The organism is Citrobacter sp. JGM124 (assembly GCF_018257795.1).
Taxonomy (GTDB): domain Bacteria; phylum Pseudomonadota; class Gammaproteobacteria; order Enterobacterales; family Enterobacteriaceae; genus JGM124.
The window spans coordinates 1-23419 of the sequence record NZ_JAERJD010000008.1; the positions used below are offsets into that span (position 1 = coordinate 1).

Sequence of the window (23419 nt, forward strand, 5' to 3'; positions counted from 1 at the left end):
GGCAGCTGGTGCTGAACAATGGCGCTACCGTGGCCCTGAACAGTGCCAATGTGGCGGACACCGTCGGTGTGAATATCGGCACGGATAGTTCTCTGTCTCTGTCGAGCCTGGCAGCCTTCAACCATGCCCTGACTGGTGGCGGGACACTCAGCATTGATGCTGATAACCAGGCCTTTACCTTCGGGGCGAACACTGGCAGCGGCTTTGGTGGGTTGGTGAACTTTGGTAACGGGCAGCTGGCGCTGTCTGGCAGCACCAGCAATAACAGTACCGCCCTGACCAGTGCGATCCTTTCTGTGGATAAAGGCGCAACGGTGGATGTCACTGGCGGGGATCAGTCCCTCGGGGGGCTGACTCTGAATGGGGGCACCACTACTTTTGATGATGGCACAATAACCACGGCTAAACTCAGTGTGGCCGATGATGCTACCAGCATTATCCAGGTGGAGCCGGGACAGACACAAGCCGACGATAATTTACTGGATCAAAACGTTGGATCACGCCATCAATTGGTTAACAGTACGGTCCAGCTGACAGACAAAGATCTCGGGCAGCTGACATTGCAAGACAGCAAGGGACAGACCCTGGCAGGAAATACTGAACTGGCTATTAATCAGGACGGTATCGATGTGGCCACCGGGACTTATAACTATGGTTTGTCCGGTATTGGCGGTGGCCTGAGCACCGTGGCCAAGTTAGTCAAAGTTGCCCTGACGGCAGGGCAGGCACTGGCTCTGGACACCGCGGGCAGTACTTCAAAACTGTTCACCGCACAGATCACTGGTCGCGGTAATCTGGAATTGAATGCCAACACTGAAACTTTGACGCTGGACAACGCGGACAATGATTACACCGGTGGCACCATCATCAACAGCGGTACTGTGGTGGCGGGCAGTGATAATGCCCTTGGGGCAACATCCAGCCTGAGCACCCTGGCAAACAGCAGGTTTAACCTCAACGGAAAAAACCAGACCATCAACGGGGCACTGACCAATGCTGGCACGGTGACCGTCGGTCTGAATGGGACATTGACCAGTAATTCTTTGACCAATAACGGTGCAGTGCTACTGAATCAGGGAAGCCTGATCAATAACGGTGCCCTGGCCAATATCGGGAATGTCAATCTGGTGGGGGGCAGCCTGACGAGTGGTGAGCTGAATAACAGCGGCATCATAAATCTGGGTAGCGGCACACTGACCTTAAACAATGGTGGGGTGTCAACCTCCGTTGGCGGTCTTGCCGGGAATGGTAGCCTGCGGGTGACAGGCGGCGAGCTGACGCTCTCCAAGGTCAATAGTGGCCTGACAGCCAGCACCGCTATTAGCGAAGGCGCGGCTGTCACACTCACTGACACGGGCTCTCTGGGCTCCGGTGCAGTGAGCGTGGGCGGTGACCTGAACCTGAATGCTACTCAGACCCTGGCCAACGTACTCAGTGGTGATGGGGCAGTAAATACGGGTAGTGCGGTTACTCTCAGTGGCAGTAACACCGCTTTCACCGGGAGTCAGAATATTGGTGCCAACGGGCAGCTGACGGTCTCCAGCGGGGCAAACCTCGGGGCGGGCAATGCAGTGAATCTCACTGCGTCAGGTGCCGAGCTGGTTCTGAATGCCGTTAACGAGACGCTGAATCAGGTGCTGACGGGTATCGTCGGCTCGACAGTGAGTGTGAAAGGGGCTGGTGCCACCGTTCTGGGGGCGAATAATACCGGCTTTGCTGGTAACTATGCGGTAAGCGGCAGCAGCAGCCTGCAGGTCAGTAATGCCAGTAACTTGGGAACCAGTGCTTCGGTGAGTCTGGCGGCAGCGACAGATATTCTGAAACTGGCGGGCTACAGCGGCATTTTTGCCAACCAGGTGAGCGGCGCAGGGCAGCTGGAGCTGAACAATTCCAGTGTCATCCTCAATAGCAGTCAGAAGTTAGCCAATAGTGTGGGTGTGGACATTGACACTAACAGCAATCTGACATTGTCGAGTCTGACGGCCTTCAACCAGGCACTGACGGGTGACGGTGTGCTGAACATCGATGCCGGTAACCAAACCTTTGCTTTTGGGGCGAATACGGGCAGTGCCTTTGACGGTAAAGTCAATCTTAATAACAGTCAGTTTGCCTTATCCGGCAGTAACACCACCAATACCGTTGCTCTGAAAAATGCAATGCTATCTGTAAATAAAGGGGCTGATGTCAGTGTCACCGCTGAGGGGCAGGCTATTGGTGGCTTGACCTTTAATGGTGGGACGACTGCCTTTAATAACGGCAGTATTACAACGAATAATCTGAATGTAACGAGTGACAGCATTATTCAGATAGAGCCAGATCAGGCTCGTACCGGTAATCTTCTGGATCAAAACGTTCAGTCACGCGAGCAGCTGGTCAACAGTACAACCCAGCTGACTGAGCAACAACTGCAACAATTGACGCTACAGAATGCACAGGGTGATGTCCTGAACGAAGGGGTCGAACTGGCTATTCACCAGAATAATGCAGACGTCGCCCAGGGAACCTACAACTATCTTCTGTCTGGTCTTGGTGGTGGATTGAGCACCGTTTCGCAGCTAGTGAAAGTGGCGCTTATTGCAGGAAAAACACTGACACTGGATACAGCCGGCAGCACGACAAAAACGTTCACTGCTCAGATTGTCGGTGATGGTAATCTTGCCCTTAATGGTAATAGTGACACACTGACTCTCACTAACGCGCAGAACAGCTACTCCGGCACGACCACTATCAACAGCGGTATTGTGGCCGCGGGCAGTGATAATGCTTTGGGTCAAACAGCCAGCCTTAGCACGAAAGCAGGTAGTCAGTTTAACTTGAATGGTAAAACCCAGAACATTAGTGGGGCACTCACTAATGCGGGCACCGTGACGCTCGGGCAGGGAGGTAACCTGACGAGTGACACGCTGGTGAACAGTGATACCGTCAATATTGATGGCGGTACATTCACTCTGAACAATGGTGGTTCTTCTACCCAGGAAGGGGGCCTGACAGGTAACGGTACGCTACAGATTAATGGTGGGGATCTTGAGCTGTCAAAAGCGAATGCGGGCCTGGCAGGTGAAACCCTCATTGGTAAAGATGCCACCATTACCTTGAGTAATACCGGAACCTTGGGTAGTGCGAGCGTTGATGTTGGCGGCAACCTTAACCTTAATCTGAATAATGGCCAGGTCATCGGGAATATACTCAGCGGCGCCGGTACGATTAACACCGCAGGCACTGTCACGCTGGGTGGGACGAATACATTCAGCGGTACCCACTCGATTGGGAAAAATGCTCAGTTAACCATTAGCAAAGCCGCTAATCTTGGGGCAGACAGTGCCACCGTTGATTTAAGTGACAGTGGCGCGGAACTGGTACTGAATGGCTTGACGGAAGCGCTTAACAATAACTTAAGCGGTGTGACTGACAGCACCATCAGCCTTGAGAATGCTGCCAGTGTCAAACTGGGGGGAAGTAACAGTGGCTTTAACGGGACTTACGCTCTGAGCGGCAAAAGCACTCTGATTGCAAGTGATTCAGATAAGCTTGGCACGGCGGCGAGTGTCTCCCTGGGTAGTCAGGATACATTGAGTCTGGAAGGGTATAACGGCACCTTCGCCAATCAGGTCACCGGACAAGGGACGGTATCTCTGAGTCAGGCTTCAGGTGTGACACTGGATCAGTCTCAAAACTTGGGCACAGGAATTGGTGTCAAGATTGAGGATGGCAGTGACCTGAATCTTTCTGGGTTGGAAACGTTTGATCATGCCCTGACGGGTTATGGTGCATTGAATATCGATGCAAATAATAAGGACTTCACTTTTGGTTCTACCACGGGAAGTGCCTTTTTCGGTCAAGTGACACTGAATAACACACTCTTTGATCTGCCGACAAATAGCAGCGCGCTGACCAATGCGGGTTTAACCGTTAGCTCCGGCAGTATTGTCAATGTAGGGACAAGTGATAGTGCTATTAATGGATTAAATATCAGTAAAGGACGTGTGAACTTCTCAGTAGACAGACCACAGACTACGGCTGATGGCGTTATCAAAACGCAGAACTTAACATTAGATTCAGGCACCGTCGGAATAAATGGCAGCTCTGAGTGGGAAAACTACTCAGATCCGAGTTTGTATAGCTTGTCAGTCCTTGAGCAGGATTACGGCAACATCCTGATGATGCTGGTTGATACACAAGAACTCACCGGGAAAGTTAATAAGAACCTTAAGTTGAATATTAACGGTGAGTACGTAGAAACCAATAAGCAAGCGGTATTCGAGAGCATCACGCAAGGTGGACAGGTTGTCGCGGACGCAACTTACAACTTTGGTCTGGCGGATAAAGGTGCGAGTGGTACCCCTGGCCTGTATGCCAAATATAGCCTTGTGGCCCTTAACCTGCTCACTGACTCAGAAGACGGGTTATTGCTGCAAACCTCAGCCGGTTCATCAGATTTACGGATAATGCGTTCGCTGCTGAGTGGTGTGGGTGGGCTCGTGATCGATGCTTCTAATGGGGCATTAACGATCGAAAATAGTGATAACAGCTATACGGGCGACACCCTTGTGAAACAGGGCGACCTGATCCTTGGGGATGATGGTGTCCTGGGTAAAACATCATTGCTGGACATCAGTGCTGGTGCCAGTACGCAATTAAATGGCCATAGCCAGACAATCGGCTCGTTGCAGAATAGTGGCTCGCTGGATATTACGGGCGGGACGCTGAACGTGACTACCGGAGGAACATCAAGCTCAGAAAATGGGTTAACTGGTGATGGTACTCTGCAAGTGAATGGCGGCACATTGACCGTATCCAACAGCAATGCAGGCTTGTTGGGGAATACCCTGATTGAGAAAGGTGCCGCGGTGGCGCTGACGGGTCTGGGTAACCTTGGAAGCGCTGCGATAGATGTTGGTGGTGAACTTAAACTGAGTGTGAGTCAGGCACTGGCAAATATCCTCAGTGGTGACGGTGAAATTAACACCGATGGTGATGTAGAGCTCACTGGTAAGAACACCTTCACAGGAACCCATAACCTGCTTGGTTCAGGAACCCTGACTATTGGCGCGACCAATAATCTGGGTGATGACAGTGCTAAAGTTTCCCTGAATAAAGGGACTGCATTGATTCTCAGTGCACTGAACGGGACGGTCAATAATGCGATCACGGGTGTTGCTGGAAGTACAGTCAGCCTGGTGAGCGCAGCACAAGCCACACTGGGCGGTGATAACTCCCACTTTGAAGGGACTTATAACGTTAGTGGTAACAGTACCTTAAGTGTAGGGACTACGGATCAGCTTGGTGCGGATGCCAGCGTGTTACTGGCAGATACCGGTGACACACTTAATCTGAATGATTTCGGTGAAACCTTTAGCAACAGTGTGCAAGGAACCGGTACGCTGTCCTTGACTCAGGGTTCCAGTGCAACGCTGGATGCCAGCCAGCAGCTGGGCGCTAATATTGGTATCAATATTAGTGATGACAGTGCTCTGAACCTGTCTGGATTGAGTCAGTTTAATCAGGCTCTGAAAGGGGAGGGGACATTAAACGTCAATGCCAATGATCAAGCCTTTAGCTTTGGTGACACTACAGGCAATGCGTTCCTTGGTGACGTCGCGCTGAGTAATAGTCAGTTTGATCTTTCAGGTAATAACACTACAGCCTTGACGAAAGCGACGCTGTCGGTGGGTGACGATGCGACGGTTAGTGTGACAACAGGCACCCAGAAAATAGGGGGACTGGTCTTCAACGGTGGGATAACACAATTTACTGGCGGTGATATTGCTGCCACCTCACTGGATGTGAGTAAAGACAGTGTTATTCAGGTTGAAAATGACTTGTCTCTGGGGACGAACTTGCTGGAACAAAGCTACGGTGAAACCCGGACATTGGTCGCGAGTCAGTCACTTTCAGCGGACAAACTGAGTATGCTGCGGCTGCAGAACCTCCAGAACGAGGACCTTAACGGCGCTGTAGAGCAAGATGTTGTCCAGGGTGGACAGGTTGTCGGGCAAGGCTTCTATAACTACGGACTGTCAGGAGATAACGGTTTAAGTGTCGTTGCCAGATTAATTACACTGGCACTGGCAGAAGGACAAAAACTGCAACTTGATACCGCCAATACGCAAGAGGATGCCCTCACCTTTACTGCGCAGATAACGGGTAAAGGGAACCTTCAGCTTGATGCGGCCAGCAATAATTTGACCCTGGCAAACGAAAATAACGACTACACCGGTAGCACTACCATCAATACCGGTACTGTGGTGGCAGGCAGTAATAATGCGTTGGGTAAAACATCCAGTCTTAACACACTGGCGACGACCGGGTTTAACCTCAATGGCTACACGCAGACTATCAGTGGTGCGTTGAATAACGCCGGTAGTGTCAATATCGCTGGTGGTAACCTGACCAGTGGCATTCTGACAAATACCGGTACGGTAGATATTGGTGACGGTACACTGACCTTAACCAATGGTGGTCGTTCAGACATCCAGGATGGTCTGACCGGTAGCGGTACGCTGAATGTCAACGCTGGTACGCTCACCCTCTCCAGTGCGAATGCTGGTTTGTCTGCCAGTACCCTGATTAATCAAGGTGCAGCAATCACTCTGGTGGACGACGGGACTCTGGGCAATGCGGCAGTCACTGTCGACGGCAGTCTGAATCTGAATGCGAAACAGACTCTGGGCAATGTCCTCAGCGGTATCGGGCAAGTTAATACGGCGGCCGACATCACCCTGAGCGGTAATAATGCTGACTTCAGCGGTACTCATAGTGTTGCAGCCAATGGACAATTGACGGTCTCCCAGGCGGTGAATCTCGGTGCTGATAAAGCAACAGTTGACCTGAGCGCATCGGGGGCTGAACTGGTTCTCAGTGGTGTGAAAGAAGCAGTAAATCAGGCCTTGAACGGCGGTGCTGGCACTCTGGTCAGTGTGACTGATGAAAGTGCAACAATACTGGGTGGGGATAACTCTGGCTTCCTTGGTCAGTACGCGGTCAGTGGTGGCAGCAGCGTGCAAGTGAGCAAAACCAGTGCGCTGGGTGACAAGGCTTCAGTCTCCCTGGAAGGGGGCAACGCTATTCTGTCATTGTCTGGCTTTGATGGCGTCTTTGCCAACACGGTCAGCGGTGAGGGGCAGCTGATGCTGAACAATGGTGCCAGCGTGACACTCAATAATACGAATGTTGCGGAAACCGTTGGGGTAGATATCAGTGCGGACAATGATCTGACACTGGCAAACCTGACAGCCTTTAACCACAGCTTGAGTGGTTCAGGGGATCTGAATATTAATTCAGATAACCAGGCATTTAATTTTGGGGCTAATACTGGTGATTCATTTGGCGGTAATGTCACGCTGAATAATACCATTTTCAACCTGAACACGAACAATGTCGCGGCATTGAACAGTGCCAAACTGACACTGGATAGTGGCAGTCAGGTTAATGTTGGAAATACAGATAACGTACTGAATAAGCTGGATATAAAAGATGGTACCCTGGCCTTTGAAGCTGATGCGCCTCAGTCTAAAGCTAATGGTACTGTCACAGTTAACGATCTGAACCTGGCAGGTGGTGTCATCTCGGTCACGGGGAACTCTAACTGGGAAAATACCACCCCAGTTGTGGCTCCTGGTGTCTCTATCCTTGAGCAGGATGCGGGCAATGTACTGATGACATTGATTGATGCGAAAAATGTCAGTGGCAATGTGAATGACCTCACGTTAAGCATTAACGGCACTAAAGTGACTGAGGCAGAGCAGGCGATATTATCCACTATCACTCAAGGGGGAGTGGACGCCGCACAAGCCACCTATAACTACGGACTGACTGATGCCAACAATGGCCAGGGCGGGTTATATGTGAAATATGGCTTAACCGCGCTGAAATTGCTGACAGACGGGGCCGATGCTTTGGTACTGGCTACTGCGGGGGGCAGCACTAATCAGACGTTAAATGCTCTCTTATCCGGTACAGGCGGCTTAAATATTGATGCTTCTAAGGGCGATCTCACCCTGGCGAATGGCAACAACAGCTATACCGGCGAAACCACAGTAAATGCGGGTAACTTGTTGCTGGGAGCCAATGGTGCCCTGGGACAAACCTCCGCGCTCAATATTGCTAAAGAGGCATCAACGTCCTTAAATGGCTTTAAGCAGACGGTGGGCCAGCTAAATAACGGCGGCAAACTCGATTTGGCTGGTGGGGAACTGGCCCTGAATCAGGGGGGATACTCTACCGAAACTGACGGTTTGAAAGGAAATGGTACGCTGACCATCAATGGCGGTGATTTTGCGGTATCCGGCACGAATGCCAGTTTGTCAGGTAAAACAGTGATTCAGGATACGGCATCAGTCACCTTAACTGATGCAGGAACGTTGGGTAGCAGCAATATTGATATCAGTAGCAATGGCGCGTTGAATCTCAATGTCGCTGACCTTAATTTAGGGAACACCCTTAGCGGTGCCGGTAAGGTTAATATCAATGCCGCGACGATCCTGAGTGGTAACAGTGACTTCACCGGCGAACATCATGTTGGTGAAAATGCCAGCCTGACGGTCAGTGATGGCAGTAATATTGGTGCCAAAGACGCGACAGTCCATCTGGATAACGCAACCTCATCACTGGTCCTCAAGGCGTTAAGTGGTGCAGTGAATAATGCGTTGTATGGGGTGGCTGACAGCATCGTCGCACTGACCAATGGTGCTAAGGCACAGTTGAACGGCGATAACAGTGGTTTCCTGGGTCGTTATACCGTCAACGGTAATAGTGCCTTGATAGTAACGGCAGCCAATAATTTGGGGAATGCAAGTGGTGTCGAGCTGACGAACGCTGGTGATAAGCTGGTGTTATCAGGTTATCAGGGTGACTTTACCCATAGTGTGACCGGCAATGGTGAGCTGAACTTCACGGATGCGGCTGATGTTATCTTCAACAGTGATTATAACGTTGATAACACCATAGGCATGAATATCGATACTAACAGCTCACTGACTCTTGATGGCCTGGATGTATTTAATCATCAGCTCGATGGCAGCGGTGTACTGAATATCAATAATGGCGGTAATGATTTCCACTTTGGCAATAATACGGGCAAAGCATTCACTGGCAATGTAAACCTCAATAACACTGGGTTTACTTTAACGGCTGACAATGACTTGCTGCAGAATGCATACCTGACCTTATCTAAAGAGAGCCTGGTCACGGTAAGCAACGGTGAACAGAAAGTGGCCGGGTTGTCCATGAATGGCGGCACGCTGAAGTTCGACAATATTGTTGACAATAATGGGCAGTTTACCTCTCAGGGTACGGTGACAGCTGGCACTATCGATGTGACTGGCGGGGGGAATGTTCAGGTTGCCTTGCCGACAAATGTGACCCCAGGGCTTGATGGTGAAGGGAAAAGCTTGCTTGAACTGGATGCCGGCAATATTATCCTTCAGTTGGCACAGGGTAATGCCAATGGTTCTGGTAGCGAACTGGTACTTCAGGATGAAAACGGTGAGAAAATTACCGCAGGTATTACTGCAGATCTTACCAATCAAGGTGCTACCAGCGCTGCAGCCAAAGGGACATTTGACTATGGCTTAAGTACCGGCGATAAGCTTGATGGCCTCTATATTAATTATGGCCTGAAAGCGATTGAACTGCTTGCCAGTGGGGCTGATGCCTTGAAAGTTCAGGCTCTGGCTGACAAGGTAAACTCTCTGTCATCGCTGATATCTGGCACAGGGGATCTGGCTATTGAAGGACTCAGTGATGATGCCATCCTGACGTTGACCAATGGCAAGAATGACTATACCGGTGCCACTTTGGTGAATCGCGGTGGGTTAAAACTGAGCGCCGATGGCGCGCTGGGTGACACCTCAGAGCTGGCGATGGCTGAGGGCACCTCCGTTGATATTAACAATACGACGCAGACTGCAGGCAAGCTAAATTCAGCCATCAATACCGTGCTTAACTTGAATGGTGGCACCCTGACAGTGAAAGACGGCGGTCAGATTGCTGGCACTCTCCTCGGTGCGGGGCAGTTTAATTTGCAAGGTGGCCAGTTGGCTATCAGTCAGGCTAATACCGGATTTACGGGTAATACGTCCATTGATAGCGCAGCCAGTGCGACGCTGAATAATGTGGCAGGCTTGGGTTCAGGAAGTATTGCCAATAAAGGTACGTTGACTCTCGACGGTGCTGAAGGGAACTTTGCGAATAACCTGACAGAGAACGGTAAGCTTCAGCTACAGAATAAAGCGGCGATAACTCTGACAGGTAACAATAGTCAGTACAGCGGTGCCTTTATTACTGACGAAGGAACTTCAATCACAGCCAGTAAAGCGGACCAAGTGGGCACCAGTAGCGTGAACAATAACGGCACATTTATCTTTAATGTGACGGATGACTGGAGCTTTAACAATGTGTTGAATGGCAGTGGTGAGCTTGTTAAGCAAGGTGCCGGAACACTGAAATTCACAGGGGACTCCGTCACTGCAAGTAATACTGTTATTGAAAACGGCTTAGTCCAGTTAGGAGAAGGAACGACTAAATCTCTTGATGAAGTCACTATTGGGCAGCAAACCGTGAAGGCGGCGGCTGACACCAGTACCCAAACGCCGTTCAATCTGAACAGTAATGTGACGATTCAACAACAGGGTGCTCTGGGTGGTTTTGGTAATGTGACAGGGAATGTGGATAACGCCGGACGTCTGGTGATGTCGCATGCTCTTACTGGGGATCGTTTCGCTGATTTCACCATTAATGGTAACTACACGGGGCAGGCTGGTAGCAGCATTATCTTTGATACTGTGTTAGCCGGGGATGATTCAGCAACGGACCGTCTGGTCATAAAAGGTGACTCAAGCGGTGTCGGTACCGTGTATGTGAATAACATCAGTGGACAAGGTGCTTACACCAATAACGGTATCAAAATTATTGATATTTCTGGTAAATCAGGTGCCAACTTTGAGTTAGGTGGGCGCGTGGTTGCGGGGGCTTACGAGTATAAACTCTACCAGGGTGGTACGGGCAGCACAGGTGGGACAGGTGACGGTAACTGGTATTTGCGTACCGAAAACCCGGACCGTCCAGAAGCCGGTAGCTACATCGCTAACTTGGCCGCGGCCAATACCTTGTTTAATACTAACCTCGAAGATCGTTCTGGTGAGACGTGGTATACCGATGCGATGACGGGTGAGAAGAAAGCGACCTCTATGTGGTTGCGTACTTCTGGCAGCCATAATCGTTCTCGTGATGACAACAGTAACTTCAAAACCCAGGATAATCGTTTTGTGACACAGCTGGGTGGGGATATTCTGCGCTTTAACCGTGATGCCAATGACCTGTGGCGGCTTGGGGTGATGGCGGGTTATGGTCAGAGTAACAACAATACCCACACTTCTCAGTCAGGTAGTGAATCTAAAGGTTCCGTCAAAGGTTACAGTATTGGGACTTATGGCACATGGTTTGCTGATACAGAAACGAATACCGGAGCGTATGTCGATACCTGGTTGCAGTACAGCTGGTTTAAAAATGAGGTGAATGGTCAGGACCTGGCTACAGAGAAGTATGATTCCAAAGGCTTTACTGGGTCACTTGAGGGGGGCTATACCTTCCAGACAGGGGCCAGTGAAAACTATGATTTCTACGTGCAGCCAAAAGCTCAGGCTATCTGGATGGGTGTGAAAGCGGATGGACATAAAGAAGCGTCTAACACTCAAATATCAGGAACGGGTAATGGTAATGTTCAGACTCGTATAGGACTGAAAGCCTTTGTGACTAAATCAGCACAAGAGAAAGAAACTCAGTCTCAATTGTTTAAACCTTATGCTGAATTGAGCTGGGTGCATAACAGTAAAGACTTTGGTGTTGAAATGAGTCATGAAACCACAGGCAGCCAGACCATTAAACAAGGTGGGGCGAAAAATGTGGCAGAGGTGAAACTGGGTCTTGAAGGTGACGTAACCAACCGTCTGAATATGTGGGGTAATGTGACCCAGCAGGTCGGTGGTAAAGGTTACAGTGAGACCAGTGTAACCTTTGGGGTTAAATATAACTTCTAATGTGAAGTAAGCTTTTTGTGGAACAAAAATCCGTAATCTCTCAGAGGTTACGGATTTTTTTTATGTGTCCTGGTTTCACCATAAAGCGTGGAGGACTAAAGCGTAATAACGACACACTAAATACCCTATTATGAAAAAAAGCGAAATGAGATAGCCTGCCAGAAGGATATTGAGTCATTTTTTGAAATACATGCGGCTATCAGATGTTGAATAATAAAATCTAAAAAAGGATGATCAAGCATGGTTGCGATTAATAGTTCCAGTATCTTACCTGTACTACAAAAAACACTGCATTCAGAATTAAAAAATCCCGGCATCCACTTATTACCTGCTTTAGTAAAAATAGGATCGATTAACCATTCCCAGGTTGATTTTCTCTGTGGGGAAAATCAACCGTTGGATGCCAGTCCAACGATAAACAAATCAGTGAATCAGCCGACAGCGGCATCCGTATTAATAGCTTCACTGAAGCGAGTTATTAATGAGATGCCATTGAGTCCTGAAAGTGTAAAAGCGAGTCATAATACACCCGACACGCCAGTTCTCACATCAACCTTCAGGCTGGCAGCGGCAATCGATAGTCTCTATCCACGCCCTGTGTCATCAGGTCTGGATGGTTTTGACAGGTTTGTTATATTTGGTGATAGCCTTTCCGACTCTGAAGGCCGGATGTTTGAAAAAACACATCACATATTTCCATCCTATAATCAATATTACGACGGGCGGTTTACCAATGGCTTTGTCTGGGGGGAGTATTTGTCATCCCCGGCTTTTTTGAATAAAGAACTGGTCAACTTTGCTGAAGGGGGGAGTACTTCTGCCAGTTATTCGCGTTTTAATCTGTTGGGCGATTTCCTGTCAAATATTGAAACGCAAATCAAATCTTATCAACCTTCCGAAAGGGATATGACCCTGTTTTTTGCAGGGGCGAATGATTATATCACTCTCCATAAAGATAATATTATTCACGTTGTGGAAAAACAGATCGATGATATTACAAAATTACTGGGCGGGGGCGTCAACCATGCACTGGTGATGGGGATGCCAGATATTTCGTTGACACCTGACTCAAAGTATTCAGAGGATAAAAGAAAGTACAAGGATATTACTATTGCTCATAATGCGTTGTTGCAGCAAAATGTTGAGGAATTAAAAGAAAAATATCCCGATAAAAAAATATTTTTCTTTGATACGACATCCGCCCTTAAAAAAATTATTAAAGTAGCTGATGATATAGGTTATGACACCCGGCATTCCTATACTAAGCATGGTTATATTCATAACCCTGTAGGGTCAGATCCTGAGTTAAATATTGCACCTGCGTATCTTTACAATGATGGGGTTCACCCTACTCAGGAGGTACACCACGCTTTTGCGACCCTGTTGACTAACTTTATTAGCCATAATTATGCAAGTCAGCCAGCTATAGCATAGCTGACATGGGACGTTGTTAAATCACCTTATCGTGATGTTCAGCTCACGATAAGGTGAGGATACCACTGCGAGTAGATTGCAAGATCAGGTTAGTGCCCCGCCCTGACGACACAAGGCAAAACGTAAAATATCTTCAGCCAGACGATGGGCCGTATCAATATCTGCCTGATTATGTTTGACTAAAAGTTTGCATAAACAGCCTTCCAGTACCAGTTCCATTTGGTCTGCCACCATTTCGGGATCGTCCACTTCAAGCTGTGTCAATAATGAATGGGTGTAGCGCCTGGCCGCTTGTTTTTGCTGGTCGGCTAACTGGTGAATGGGGTCGGTGGGGTCAGTGTAAAAAGTACAGGCGGCAATAAATAAGCAGCCTGGGTAGCGCTGTTTATTCAGACACTCGGTGAGAGCGTGATAGCGCAGGAGGAGCTTCTGTTGTACTGAAAGATCTTCATTCAGCATTAGCTGGCGCTGCCAGACTTCAACTTTACCACTGAGATAGCGCAATGCGTCATACAACATGGCTTCTTTATCAGGCCAGAATTGGCGAATCTCTGCGACGGGATGATGGGTTTCCTTAGCCACAATGTCCAGAGTAATACGAGCAATACCCTCACGCTCAAGGATATGCAAGGTCTGTTCTAAAACATCTTCACGCTGCACGGTTGTCTCCTTCGGTTAACGCAAAAAGGCAATGTGACCTATTGCGTCAGACGATTCAAATGGTGACTAAACTCTTCTGAATCCATAAAGCCGGTAACGCTTAAGTCAGCGACTTCGTGGCCCTGCGGGTCAAAGAACAGAATAGTCGGTAATCCCAGCACATTCAGGTGTCGTAGCAAGGCTTGGTCCGCTTCATTATTTGCGGTGACATTAGCTTGTAACAACACCATACCAGATAATGCCTGCTGTATCTTTGGATCGCTAAAGGTGTATTTTTCAAAAGCCTTACATGCGGTACACCAGTCTGCATACAAATCGAGCATGACGGGTTTACCTGCTTGTTGTGCTTTTTCCAGTGCTGAACTGAGCCCGGCCACATTTTCAATGTGGATGAAGTTCAGATGCGCTTGTTCGTTCTGAGTTGAAGGCGGGGAAAATACCCAGTCTTGTAAAGGACGAACGCTAATCATGGCCGCCACCAGGAAAATAATCTGCAGTACTCTGGCCCAGGGTTTACTGACACTTAAACTGGTAATAAACGCCCATAAGAAGAAGGCCGCGCCGAGCATGCCCCACAGACGTAGTCCCCAGATATCGCCAACCACACGTTCCAGTAAAAAAACAGGGAGTGCAAGGATCACAAACCCAAAAGCAATTTTGACGCTTTCCATCCATGGGCCACTTTTCGGCAGTAGCTTATTACCAAACACAGTGACGAGTACTAAAGGTAATCCCATCCCTAAAGCATAGAGATAAAGCGTTCCTCCACCGAGCCAGAGATCTCCACTTTGGGCAATATAGAGCAAAATAGCGCTGAGTGGAGCAGTGGTACAAGGTGAGCAAATAAGCCCGGCTAACGCACCCATCGCGAAAACCCCATATACGGAGCCACCTTGCTGACGCTGACTGATCAATGTCAGTCTTGTCTGTAAAGCAGAGGGGAGTTGCAGGGTAAACAGGCCAAACATCGATGCTGCCAGTAGAACAAACATGGCAGAGAGTGTGATCAGTACATAAGGGTGCTGCAATGCGGCCTGGAAGGGCAAACCCACAGCGGCGACAACCAGCCCTAATGCTGTATAGGTGAGTGCCATTCCCTGGATGTAGATAAAGGCCAGCATCAGGGCTCTGGTGGTAGAAAGACGAGCCTTCCCCCCCAGTACAATTCCTGAAATGAGCGGGTACATCGGTAATACGCAAGGAGTAAAGGCGATACCCACACCAATTAAAAATGCCCACAGTGCGGAAAATGGCAGTGTGCTTTCAGTGCTGGTGGGTGGGGGTTCTGCCACTGGCTCAGAGGTGAGGGACGGTAATGAATTTGATACGGCAATAACCTGACTGAGGGGAACATCACGGGTTTCCGGGGGATAGCAAAAACCTGACTCGGCACACCCTTGATAGGTGATGCTCAGAGTGGCTCCTTTCTCAGCACTCATGATGGTGAGCGGCAGACTCAGTGCTTCAGTAAAAATCTCTGTTTTGCCAAAAAACTCATCTTCATGCCAGATGCCTGGCGGGAGCTCCAGCGGTGCCAGCTGCGCCTTCTCTGGCACGACTTTTATTTGCTGACGATAGAGATAGTAGCCCGGCTTTATGTGCCAGCTTAGGGTTAGCTGGTGGTCCTTCTGCTGGAAATCAAAAGCAAATGCCTGGTCAGCAGGGACAAACTGAGATCGGTTTGCACCATCAAATAATCCAGCAAAAGCCTGTGAACTGCACAGTAACAGGATAAAAGTAATAATGCGCAACGTCATAAAGGATCTTCATCATTTTGTCAGCCACTGACAATGCCAGTTGTGCCAGGATAGGGGAGAAAGCCGTTCATCACTGTCACTTTTACGCTTCAAGTGACAGCGACGAACTATATCATGCGGTAAAGAGGATGGGTGGTGCAGACATCGGTGTTTAACGATATTTACAGAATAATACTACCCAGGATGAAACCGAACACGACACACAGGCTGATAGCGATGATCCCGGGGATCATAAAGGGATGGTTAAAGACATATTTACCAATACGGGTCGATCCGGTGTCATCCATTTCCACCGCAGCCAACAATGTCGGATAGGTTGGCAGGACAAACAGTGCTGAGACAGCAGCAAAAGAAGCAATAGCGGTCAATGGGCTAACACCCAGTAATAATGCAGCGGGCATCAGTGCTTTTGCAGTTGCTGCCTGGGAGTAAAGTAACATGGAGGCGAAAAAGAGCACCACAGCTAATAACCATGGAAAATCATCCAGTAAGTTTCCAGCTATGCTCTGGATATCGGTTATATGAGCTTTGACAAAGGTATCCCCTAGCCAGGCAACACCCAGAACACACACACAGGCACTCATACCTGACTTAAAGGTGCTGGCGTTGAGAACTTCACCCGTATCTATTTTACAGCTGAAACTGATCAATGCAGCGATAGTTAACATGAAGACGACAATCGCTTCGTTGCGGGGCAATATGGGGTTGTCAATCAGCCCTACGGTATCGCTAATTGCGGTGGCATAAAGCATTACTGCAATGATACCTATCAGAAATAATAATACAGAACGTTTGGCATGAGGTTTCAGTTTGAAGACTTGGTTGCCACGCAATTGAACTTCACCTTTGGCAAGACGCTCCTGGTAAACAGGATCATCTTTCAGTTCGCAGCCAAGGAAGTTACAGACCACGGCGGTCAGTAAAATAGCGCCCAGAGTAGAAGGAATACAAATAGCCAGTAGCGTCAGATAACTCACGCCCAGGGGTTCCAGAATACCGGAAAAAAAGACAACCGCAGCAGAAATAGGTGAGGCAGTGATGGCAATTTGTGAAGCGATAACTGCGATAGAGAGCGGGCGAGAAGGTCGGATACCTTGTTCCTTCGCGACTTCAGTGATCACCGGCAGTGTGGAAAACGCCGTGTGCCCAGTACCTGCCAGAACTGTCATAAACCACGTCACTAATGGTGCCAGAAATGTAATCTGCTTTGGATGGCGACGTAACATACGTTCCGCTAAACCGACCAGGTAATCCATGCCGCCAGCGACCTGCATTGCTGCAATAGCGGCGATAACGGCCATGATTATCTCGATCACATCAAAAGGGATCGCACCAGGCTGTATTTGGAAAACCAATGTGAGTACCAGGACACCCAAACCGCCGGCAAAACCGATACCTATGCCGCCAAGTCTGGCTCCAAGGTATATCGCCAATAAGACGATAACGAGCTCTGCAGCAAACATAATGACTTCCTCACTATTAATAAATTGAAAATGAACTGTTATTTTTTTGTGGCGCCTGACACGAAAAAGGCACGTCATAAATGACGTGCCTTGATAGCGGTTATGCAGTCGAACTATTTATCATTTTCATCAGTAAACCGTTTAGCTTTATAAACCGGATGCATCAGGTTATTGACGGAAAAGATATCGTCCAGTTCAGCCTCGGTCAGCAGACCTCGTTCCAGCACAACATCACGCACATTCTTGCCTGTTTCAGCACAAATTTTCCCAACGATGTCACCATTATGATGACCAATAAATGGGTTCAGATAGGTAACGATACCAATAGAGTTATAAACGTAGCTTTCGCATACCTCTTTATTGGCTGTAATACCATTGATGCACTTTTCCAGTAGATTGTAGCAGGCATTCGTCAAAATATGGATAGACTCAAACATCGCCTGACCGATGACCGGTTCCATGACATTCAGCTGGAGTTGACCTGCTTCTGCTGCCATGGTGACGGTCATATCATTACCAATGACCTTAAAGCAGACTTGATTCACGACTTCAGGAATCACAGGGTTGACTTTGGCTGGCATGATAGAGGAGCCAGCCTGAAGCTCTGGTAAGTTAATTTCGTTCAGCCCTGCTCGTGGGCCCGAAGAGAGCAGGCGCAAGTCATTGCAGATTTTGGACATTTTCACAGCCAGGCGTTTCAGTGCGCTGTGAACCATTACATAGGCGCCACAGTCAGAGGTTGCCTCGATCAAGTCTTCAGCTGGCAGGCAAGGGAGGCCACTGACTTCCGCCAATTTCTGTACAGCAAGTTGCTGATAACCTTCCGGAGTATTCAGACGAGTGCCTATCGCTGTCGCTCCGAGGTTAACTTCCAGCAGTAAATCCGCCGTCCGCAGCAGGTTTTTTTGCTCTTCGGCGAGCAGCACATTAAACGCGTGGAACTCCTGGCCGAGACTCATTGGTACGGCATCCTGTAATTGGGTACGCCCCATCTTCAGGATGGATTCAAATTCGACGGCTTTGCGCTGGAAGCCTTCACTCAGGTGATGGATGGCTTCGATAAGTTTAACGATGGAGGCATAAACGGCAATTCGGAACCCCGTAGGGTATGCATCGTTAGTCGACTGGCATTTATTTACATGGTCATTCGGATTGAGGTAGTCGTACTCGCCTTTCTGATGTCCCAGCAATTCCAGACCGATATTAGCCAGAACTTCGTTGGTGTTCATGTTTACTGAAGTCCCGGCTCCCCCCTGGTATACATCCACCGGGAACTGGTCCATAAACTTACCCTGTACCAGGACTTCATCGCAGGCTTTAATAATGGCATCGGCGATAGCTTTAGGGATAGTGTGCAGCTCTTTGTTTGCCATGGCTGCTGCTTTTTTAACCATGACCATACCGCGAACGAATTCTGGTATGTCACTAATTTTATTGTGACTAATATAAAAGTTTTCAATCGCACGCAGAGTATGGATGCCGTAGTAGGCCTCCGCTGGCACTTCCCTGGTACCCAGTAGGTCTTCTTCGATACGAATGTTGTTTAGCATGTAAACCTTCTTATTTAACTATCACAATTTACGCACACAGGATATCTGGCGCTGAAAGGATTAAGCCGATGATTATGTCCAGTATTCGCTCATCGACCGTGATCATATGCTGATAATAGCTAATTGTATTAACCTGGATCACTTATTCTTGCCAATAGACGACAACAATTATCGATTTGTGACAGAGGTCAATAGTTACTCAGATTCACCGTCGGCCCCTTGAATTTTGGTTATTGCATCACCATCTGTTAGTGAACTACCTTGATAACCCATTTTTGTAAGCCCCTGGACTTGGGACTTGCCTGATAACAGGAGCATTCGGTGCGCTGGATCCCATTTGTTGCTTTTTTTCTCTATGTTTATATTGAGATCTCGTTGTTTATCCAGGTTGCACATGTGCTGGGTGTGTTTTTCACTTTGATACTTGTGATACTCACTTCAGTGCTTGGTATTTCGTTGGTGAAAAACCAGGGCCTGAAAAACTTCATGCTGATGCAGCAAAAAATGGCTGCAGGGGAAAGTCCGGCGAAAGAGATGGTGAAGAGTGTCTCACTCATTATTGCTGGCATCTTGTTAATCCTGCCAGGATTCTTTACGGACTTTCTTGGGCTGCTGCTTTTACTGCCGCCAGTACAAAAACATTTAACGCTCAAGTTGATGCCCCATCTGCGTTTTTCCAGTATGCCTGGGGGGGGCTTTAGTGCGGGTAATACCTACCAGGGCAATACTTTTGACGGTGAATATCAGCGTAAAGATGAGGCGCCTGAACGTCTTGAAGACAAGGACCGCCATGATCGCTAAATTTTATCATTTTTTTTTCCGATCCCCCTTGAAGGGGGAATGAGTAACCCCCATTAATTTGGTCAACAGCCGAAACCCTGTTGGGGCGGCGTTACCTAAATAACTGATACTGACTTTCTCGAAGGAGAGCTATCAATGAGCATTCGCCCATTACATGATCGTGTTATCGTCAAACGTAAAGAAGTTGAGTCTAAATCTGCTGGTGGGATCGTTCTGACCGGTTCAGCTGCAGGTAAATCAACTCGTGGCGAAATTATCGCTGTCGGTAAAGGCCGCATCCTGGAAAACGGCAGCGTACAAGCGTTAGACGTTAAAGTAGGCGATATCGTTATTTTTAACGATGGCTATGGCGTGAAGTCCGAGAAAATTGACAACGAAGAAGTGCTGATCATGTCTGAAAGCGACATCCTGGCTATCGTTGAATAATACCTGCGTACTAACACCTGAACGAATTTGAGGAATATAAGAAATGGCAGCTAAAGACGTAAAATTCGGTAACGACGCTCGTGTTAAAATGCTTCGCGGCGTGAATGTACTGGCAGATGCAGTGAAAGTTACCCTCGGCCCGAAAGGTCGTAACGTGGTTCTGGATAAATCTTTCGGTGCACCGACCATCACCAAAGATGGTGTTTCTGTTGCACGTGAAATCGAGCTGGAAGACAAGTTCGAAAACATGGGCGCGCAGATGGTTAAAGAAGTTGCTTCTAAAGCCAACGATGCCGCCGGTGATGGTACCACTACCGCAACTGTACTGGCTCAGGCTATCGTAAATGAAGGCCTGAAAGCTGTTGCAGCAGGTATGAACCCAATGGACCTGAAGCGCGGTATCGACAAAGCGGTTATCGCTGCAGTCGAAGAGCTGAAAGCGCTGTCAGTTCCTTGCTCTGATTCTAAGGCTATTGCTCAGGTTGGTACCATCTCTGCTAACTCCGACGAGACTGTCGGTAAACTGATCGCTGAAGCGATGGACAAAGTTGGCAAAGAAGGGGTTATTACCGTTGAAGACGGTACTGGTCTGGAAGATGAACTGGACGTGGTTGAAGGTATGCAGTTTGACCGTGGTTACCTGTCCCCTTACTTCATCAACAAGCCTGAAACCGGTGCTGTAGAGCTGGAAAGCCCGTTCATCCTGCTGGCTGATAAAAAAATCTCCAATATCCGTGAAATGCTGCCAGTACTGGAAGCTGTTGCTAAAGCAGGTAAACCTCTGCTGATCATCGCTGAAGATGTTGAAGGTGAAGCATTGGCTACTCTGGTGGTTAACACCATGCGTGGTATTGTTAAAGTCGCTGCTGTTAAGGCTCCTGGTTTCGGCGATCGTCGTAAAGCAATGCTGCAAGATATCGCGACTCTGACTCGTGGTACCGTTATTTCTGAAGAAATCGGTATGGAGCTGGAAAAAGCAACGCTGGAAGATCTTGGACAAGCGAAACGCGTTCTGATCAACAAAGACACCACCACTATCATTGATGGTGTTGGTGAAGAAGCGGCGATTCAGGGCCGTGTTGCTCAGATTCGTAAACAAATTGAAGAAGCAACTTCTGACTACGACCGTGAAAAACTGCAAGAGCGTGTTGCGAAACTGGCAGGCGGTGTTGCAGTAATCAAAGTCGGTGCTGCCACCGAAGTTGAAATGAAAGAGAAAAAAGCACGTGTTGACGATGCTCTGCACGCTACCCGTGCTGCAGTAGAAGAAGGTGTTGTTGCCGGTGGTGGTGTGGCGTTAGTTCGCGTTGCAGCTAAACTTGCTACTCTGACTGCACAGAACGAAGACCAGAATGTGGGTATTAAAGTTGCGCTGCGCGCAATGGAAGCTCCGCTGCGTCAGATCGTTTCTAACGCAGGTGAAGAGCCTTCTGTTATTGCTAACAACGTGAAAGCGGGTGAAGGTAACTTTGGTTACAACGCGGCCACTGAAGAGTATGGCAATATGATTGACTTCGGTATTCTGGACCCAACCAAGGTAACGCGTTCTGCTCTGCAGTATGCAGCGTCTATCGCTGGTCTGATGATCACTACCGAGTGCATGGTTACTGACCTGCCAAAAGCGGATGCCCCTGACTTAGGTGGCGCTGGTGGTATGGGCGGTATGGGTGGCATGGGCGGCATGATGTAATTTGCTGTCACACCCTGTGAAATAAAAAAGCCCTCAGTCAGAAATGTCTGAGGGTTTTTTCTTTTATGCTGACTCTGGTATAAGATTTCAACGGGCGATGAAAGCCCAATACAATAATGATGGGGAACAAGATGCGCATAAAACTTGCAACAGGTGTGGTTGGAGTCGTTTTACTGCTGGCTGGTTGTAGCAGCACGAGCAATGATCTTACCGCGGGCGGCCAAAATGTTCGCTTTGTAGAGGATAAACCTGGCAGTGAATGTCGTCTGCTTGGGACGGCAACAGGTGAACAAAGCAACTGGTTATCCGGGCAGAATGGCGACGAAGGTGGCTCAATGCGCGGTGCAGCTAATGCACTGCGTAATAATGCCGCTGCGATGGGGGGCAACGTATTGTATGGCGTAAGCAGCCCAAGCCAAACATTACTGTCCAGTTTTGTCCCAACTGACAGTAAAATGATCGGGCAGGTATACCACTGCCCGAATTGATCAGTCAGTACGTTGACCGCTTACCCACTGCAGACGAATGACTGAGTGGGGTAAGCGGTAATATTTAATTTATTTGTCGGCTCAGACGTAAATCCAGTATCGTTTTACTGGGCTCGCCACCAATTTCGCGGGTCAGTTTGGGTACCATATAGCCCGAAACAAGGGTTAGCAGTTCACGCATAATAACCCTGGCCTCTTCGTCCCCCACCATAAAATGTGCAGCGCCTTGTACCTTATCGAGTACATGCAAGTAGTAAGGTAGTACCCCTGCATCAAACAGACCACGACTCAAATCAGCCAGAGTATGGGCGCTGTCATTGACCCCCCGCAGTAACACACTCTGATTCAATAATGTGACGCCAGCCTGGCGTAGTTTTGTCATGGCGACACAAAAGTCATGGCTTATTTCTTGGGCATGGTTGATATGATTGACTAGCAGAACTTGCAATCTTGACTCGGCCAGCCTCGCAACTAACGCCTCGGTGATGCGGGCAGGAATGACTATAGGTAATCGGCTATGAATACGCAGTCGTTTGATATGCGGGATAGATTCCAGCTGGCTTATCAGCCAGTCCAGCTCATGGTCTTTGGCCATCAGTGGGTCGCCGCCAGAAAAGATAATTTCATCCAGCTCGGGATGTTCGCTAATATGGGCAATAGCAGCCTGCCAATTGCGTTTATTTCCCTGATTATCAGCATAGGGGAAGTGGCGACGGAAGCAGTACCGGCAGTTAACCGCACACCCGCCTTTTACCAGAAGCAGGGCTCGATTACGGTATTTATGTAGTAGCCCCGGAACCACACTGTGCTGCTCTTCCAGAGGGTCAGTACTGTATCCGGGGGCAATGATAAATTCTTGCGTTGAGGTTAATACCTGACGCAATAATGGATCATCTGGATCCCCTTTTTTCATTAGTGCGACAAAAGCACGGGGAACACGTAGTGCGAAAAGTCGCCGTGCTTCTGCTCCCTGGAGCAGATTTGATTGGTCTGCCAGATCTAAAATCTGAAGTAGTTCATTCGGATCGGTTATAACATCGGCAAGTTGCGTTAACCAATCTTCTCTGTCAGGGGTATTTAGGGTTACAATGTGTGCCATTTTTTGGCTAATCTAC

The 23419-nt window shown here is 48.6% G+C and carries 11 protein-coding genes; 6 read left to right on the plus strand and 5 right to left on the minus strand.

The genetic code is table 11. The annotated features are described in order from the left end of the window. Positions 1 to 29 precede the first annotated feature (29 nt). Positions 30 to 12035, plus strand: coding sequence for an autotransporter outer membrane beta-barrel domain-containing protein (locus tag JK154_RS12060; protein WP_211992799.1), 12006 nt, complete (start codon positions 30 to 32; stop codon positions 12033 to 12035). Between the two features lie 240 nt (positions 12036 to 12275). Further along, complete coding sequence (locus tag JK154_RS12065; protein ID WP_211992800.1) at positions 12276 to 13469, plus strand: SGNH/GDSL hydrolase family protein; 1194 nt, start codon at positions 12276 to 12278, stop codon at positions 13467 to 13469. An 84-nt stretch (positions 13470 to 13553) separates the two neighbouring features. Here the strand turns inward: JK154_RS12065 and JK154_RS12070 are convergent, their stop codons facing one another. The 4 genes from JK154_RS12070 to aspA form a co-directional block, all read right to left on the minus strand. Then, complete coding sequence (locus tag JK154_RS12070; RefSeq protein WP_211992801.1) at positions 13554 to 14129, minus strand: transcriptional regulator; 576 nt, start codon at positions 14127 to 14129, stop codon at positions 13554 to 13556. 38 nt (positions 14130 to 14167) lie between these two features. Beyond that, entirely contained in the window at positions 14168 to 15886 is a 1719-nt protein-coding gene (locus JK154_RS12075) for a protein-disulfide reductase DsbD (RefSeq protein WP_211992802.1), read from the minus strand. Between the two features lie 161 nt (positions 15887 to 16047). After that, positions 16048 to 17349 carry an anaerobic C4-dicarboxylate transporter gene (locus JK154_RS12080; protein WP_211992803.1) on the minus strand — a complete coding sequence of 434 codons (1302 nt, stop codon included), beginning with the start codon at positions 17347 to 17349 and terminating at the stop codon, positions 16048 to 16050. A gap of 113 nt (positions 17350 to 17462) precedes the next feature. Continuing rightward, the gene (aspA, locus tag JK154_RS12085; RefSeq protein ID WP_211992804.1) at positions 17463 to 18899 is read right to left on the minus strand and encodes an aspartate ammonia-lyase; all 1437 of its coding nucleotides are present in this window, start codon (positions 18897 to 18899) and stop codon (positions 17463 to 17465) included. A 321-nt stretch (positions 18900 to 19220) separates the two neighbouring features. On the opposite strand from aspA, the gene JK154_RS12090 reads away from it, so the two are divergent. From JK154_RS12090 to JK154_RS12105, 4 genes are all read left to right on the plus strand, one after another. Next, on the plus strand, positions 19221 to 19700 hold the full coding sequence (locus JK154_RS12090) for an FxsA family protein (RefSeq protein ID WP_211992805.1): 480 nt from the start codon (positions 19221 to 19223) through the stop codon (positions 19698 to 19700). Positions 19701 to 19835: 135 nt separating this feature from the next. Beyond that, entirely contained in the window at positions 19836 to 20126 is a 291-nt protein-coding gene (locus JK154_RS12095) for a co-chaperone GroES (RefSeq protein WP_211992806.1), read from the plus strand. A gap of 43 nt (positions 20127 to 20169) precedes the next feature. Beyond that, the gene (gene groL / locus JK154_RS12100; protein ID WP_211992807.1) at positions 20170 to 21816 is read left to right on the plus strand and encodes a chaperonin GroEL; all 1647 of its coding nucleotides are present in this window, start codon (positions 20170 to 20172) and stop codon (positions 21814 to 21816) included. Positions 21817 to 21947: 131 nt separating this feature from the next. Beyond that, positions 21948 to 22304, plus strand: a complete 357-nt coding sequence (locus JK154_RS12105; RefSeq protein ID WP_211992808.1) for a DUF4156 domain-containing protein — start codon at positions 21948 to 21950, stop codon at positions 22302 to 22304. A 64-nt stretch (positions 22305 to 22368) separates the two neighbouring features. On the opposite strand, the gene epmB is transcribed toward JK154_RS12105, so the two are convergent. Further along, entirely contained in the window at positions 22369 to 23403 is a 1035-nt protein-coding gene (epmB, locus tag JK154_RS12110) for an EF-P beta-lysylation protein EpmB (RefSeq protein ID WP_211992809.1), read from the minus strand. Positions 23404 to 23419: the final 16 nt, after the last annotated feature.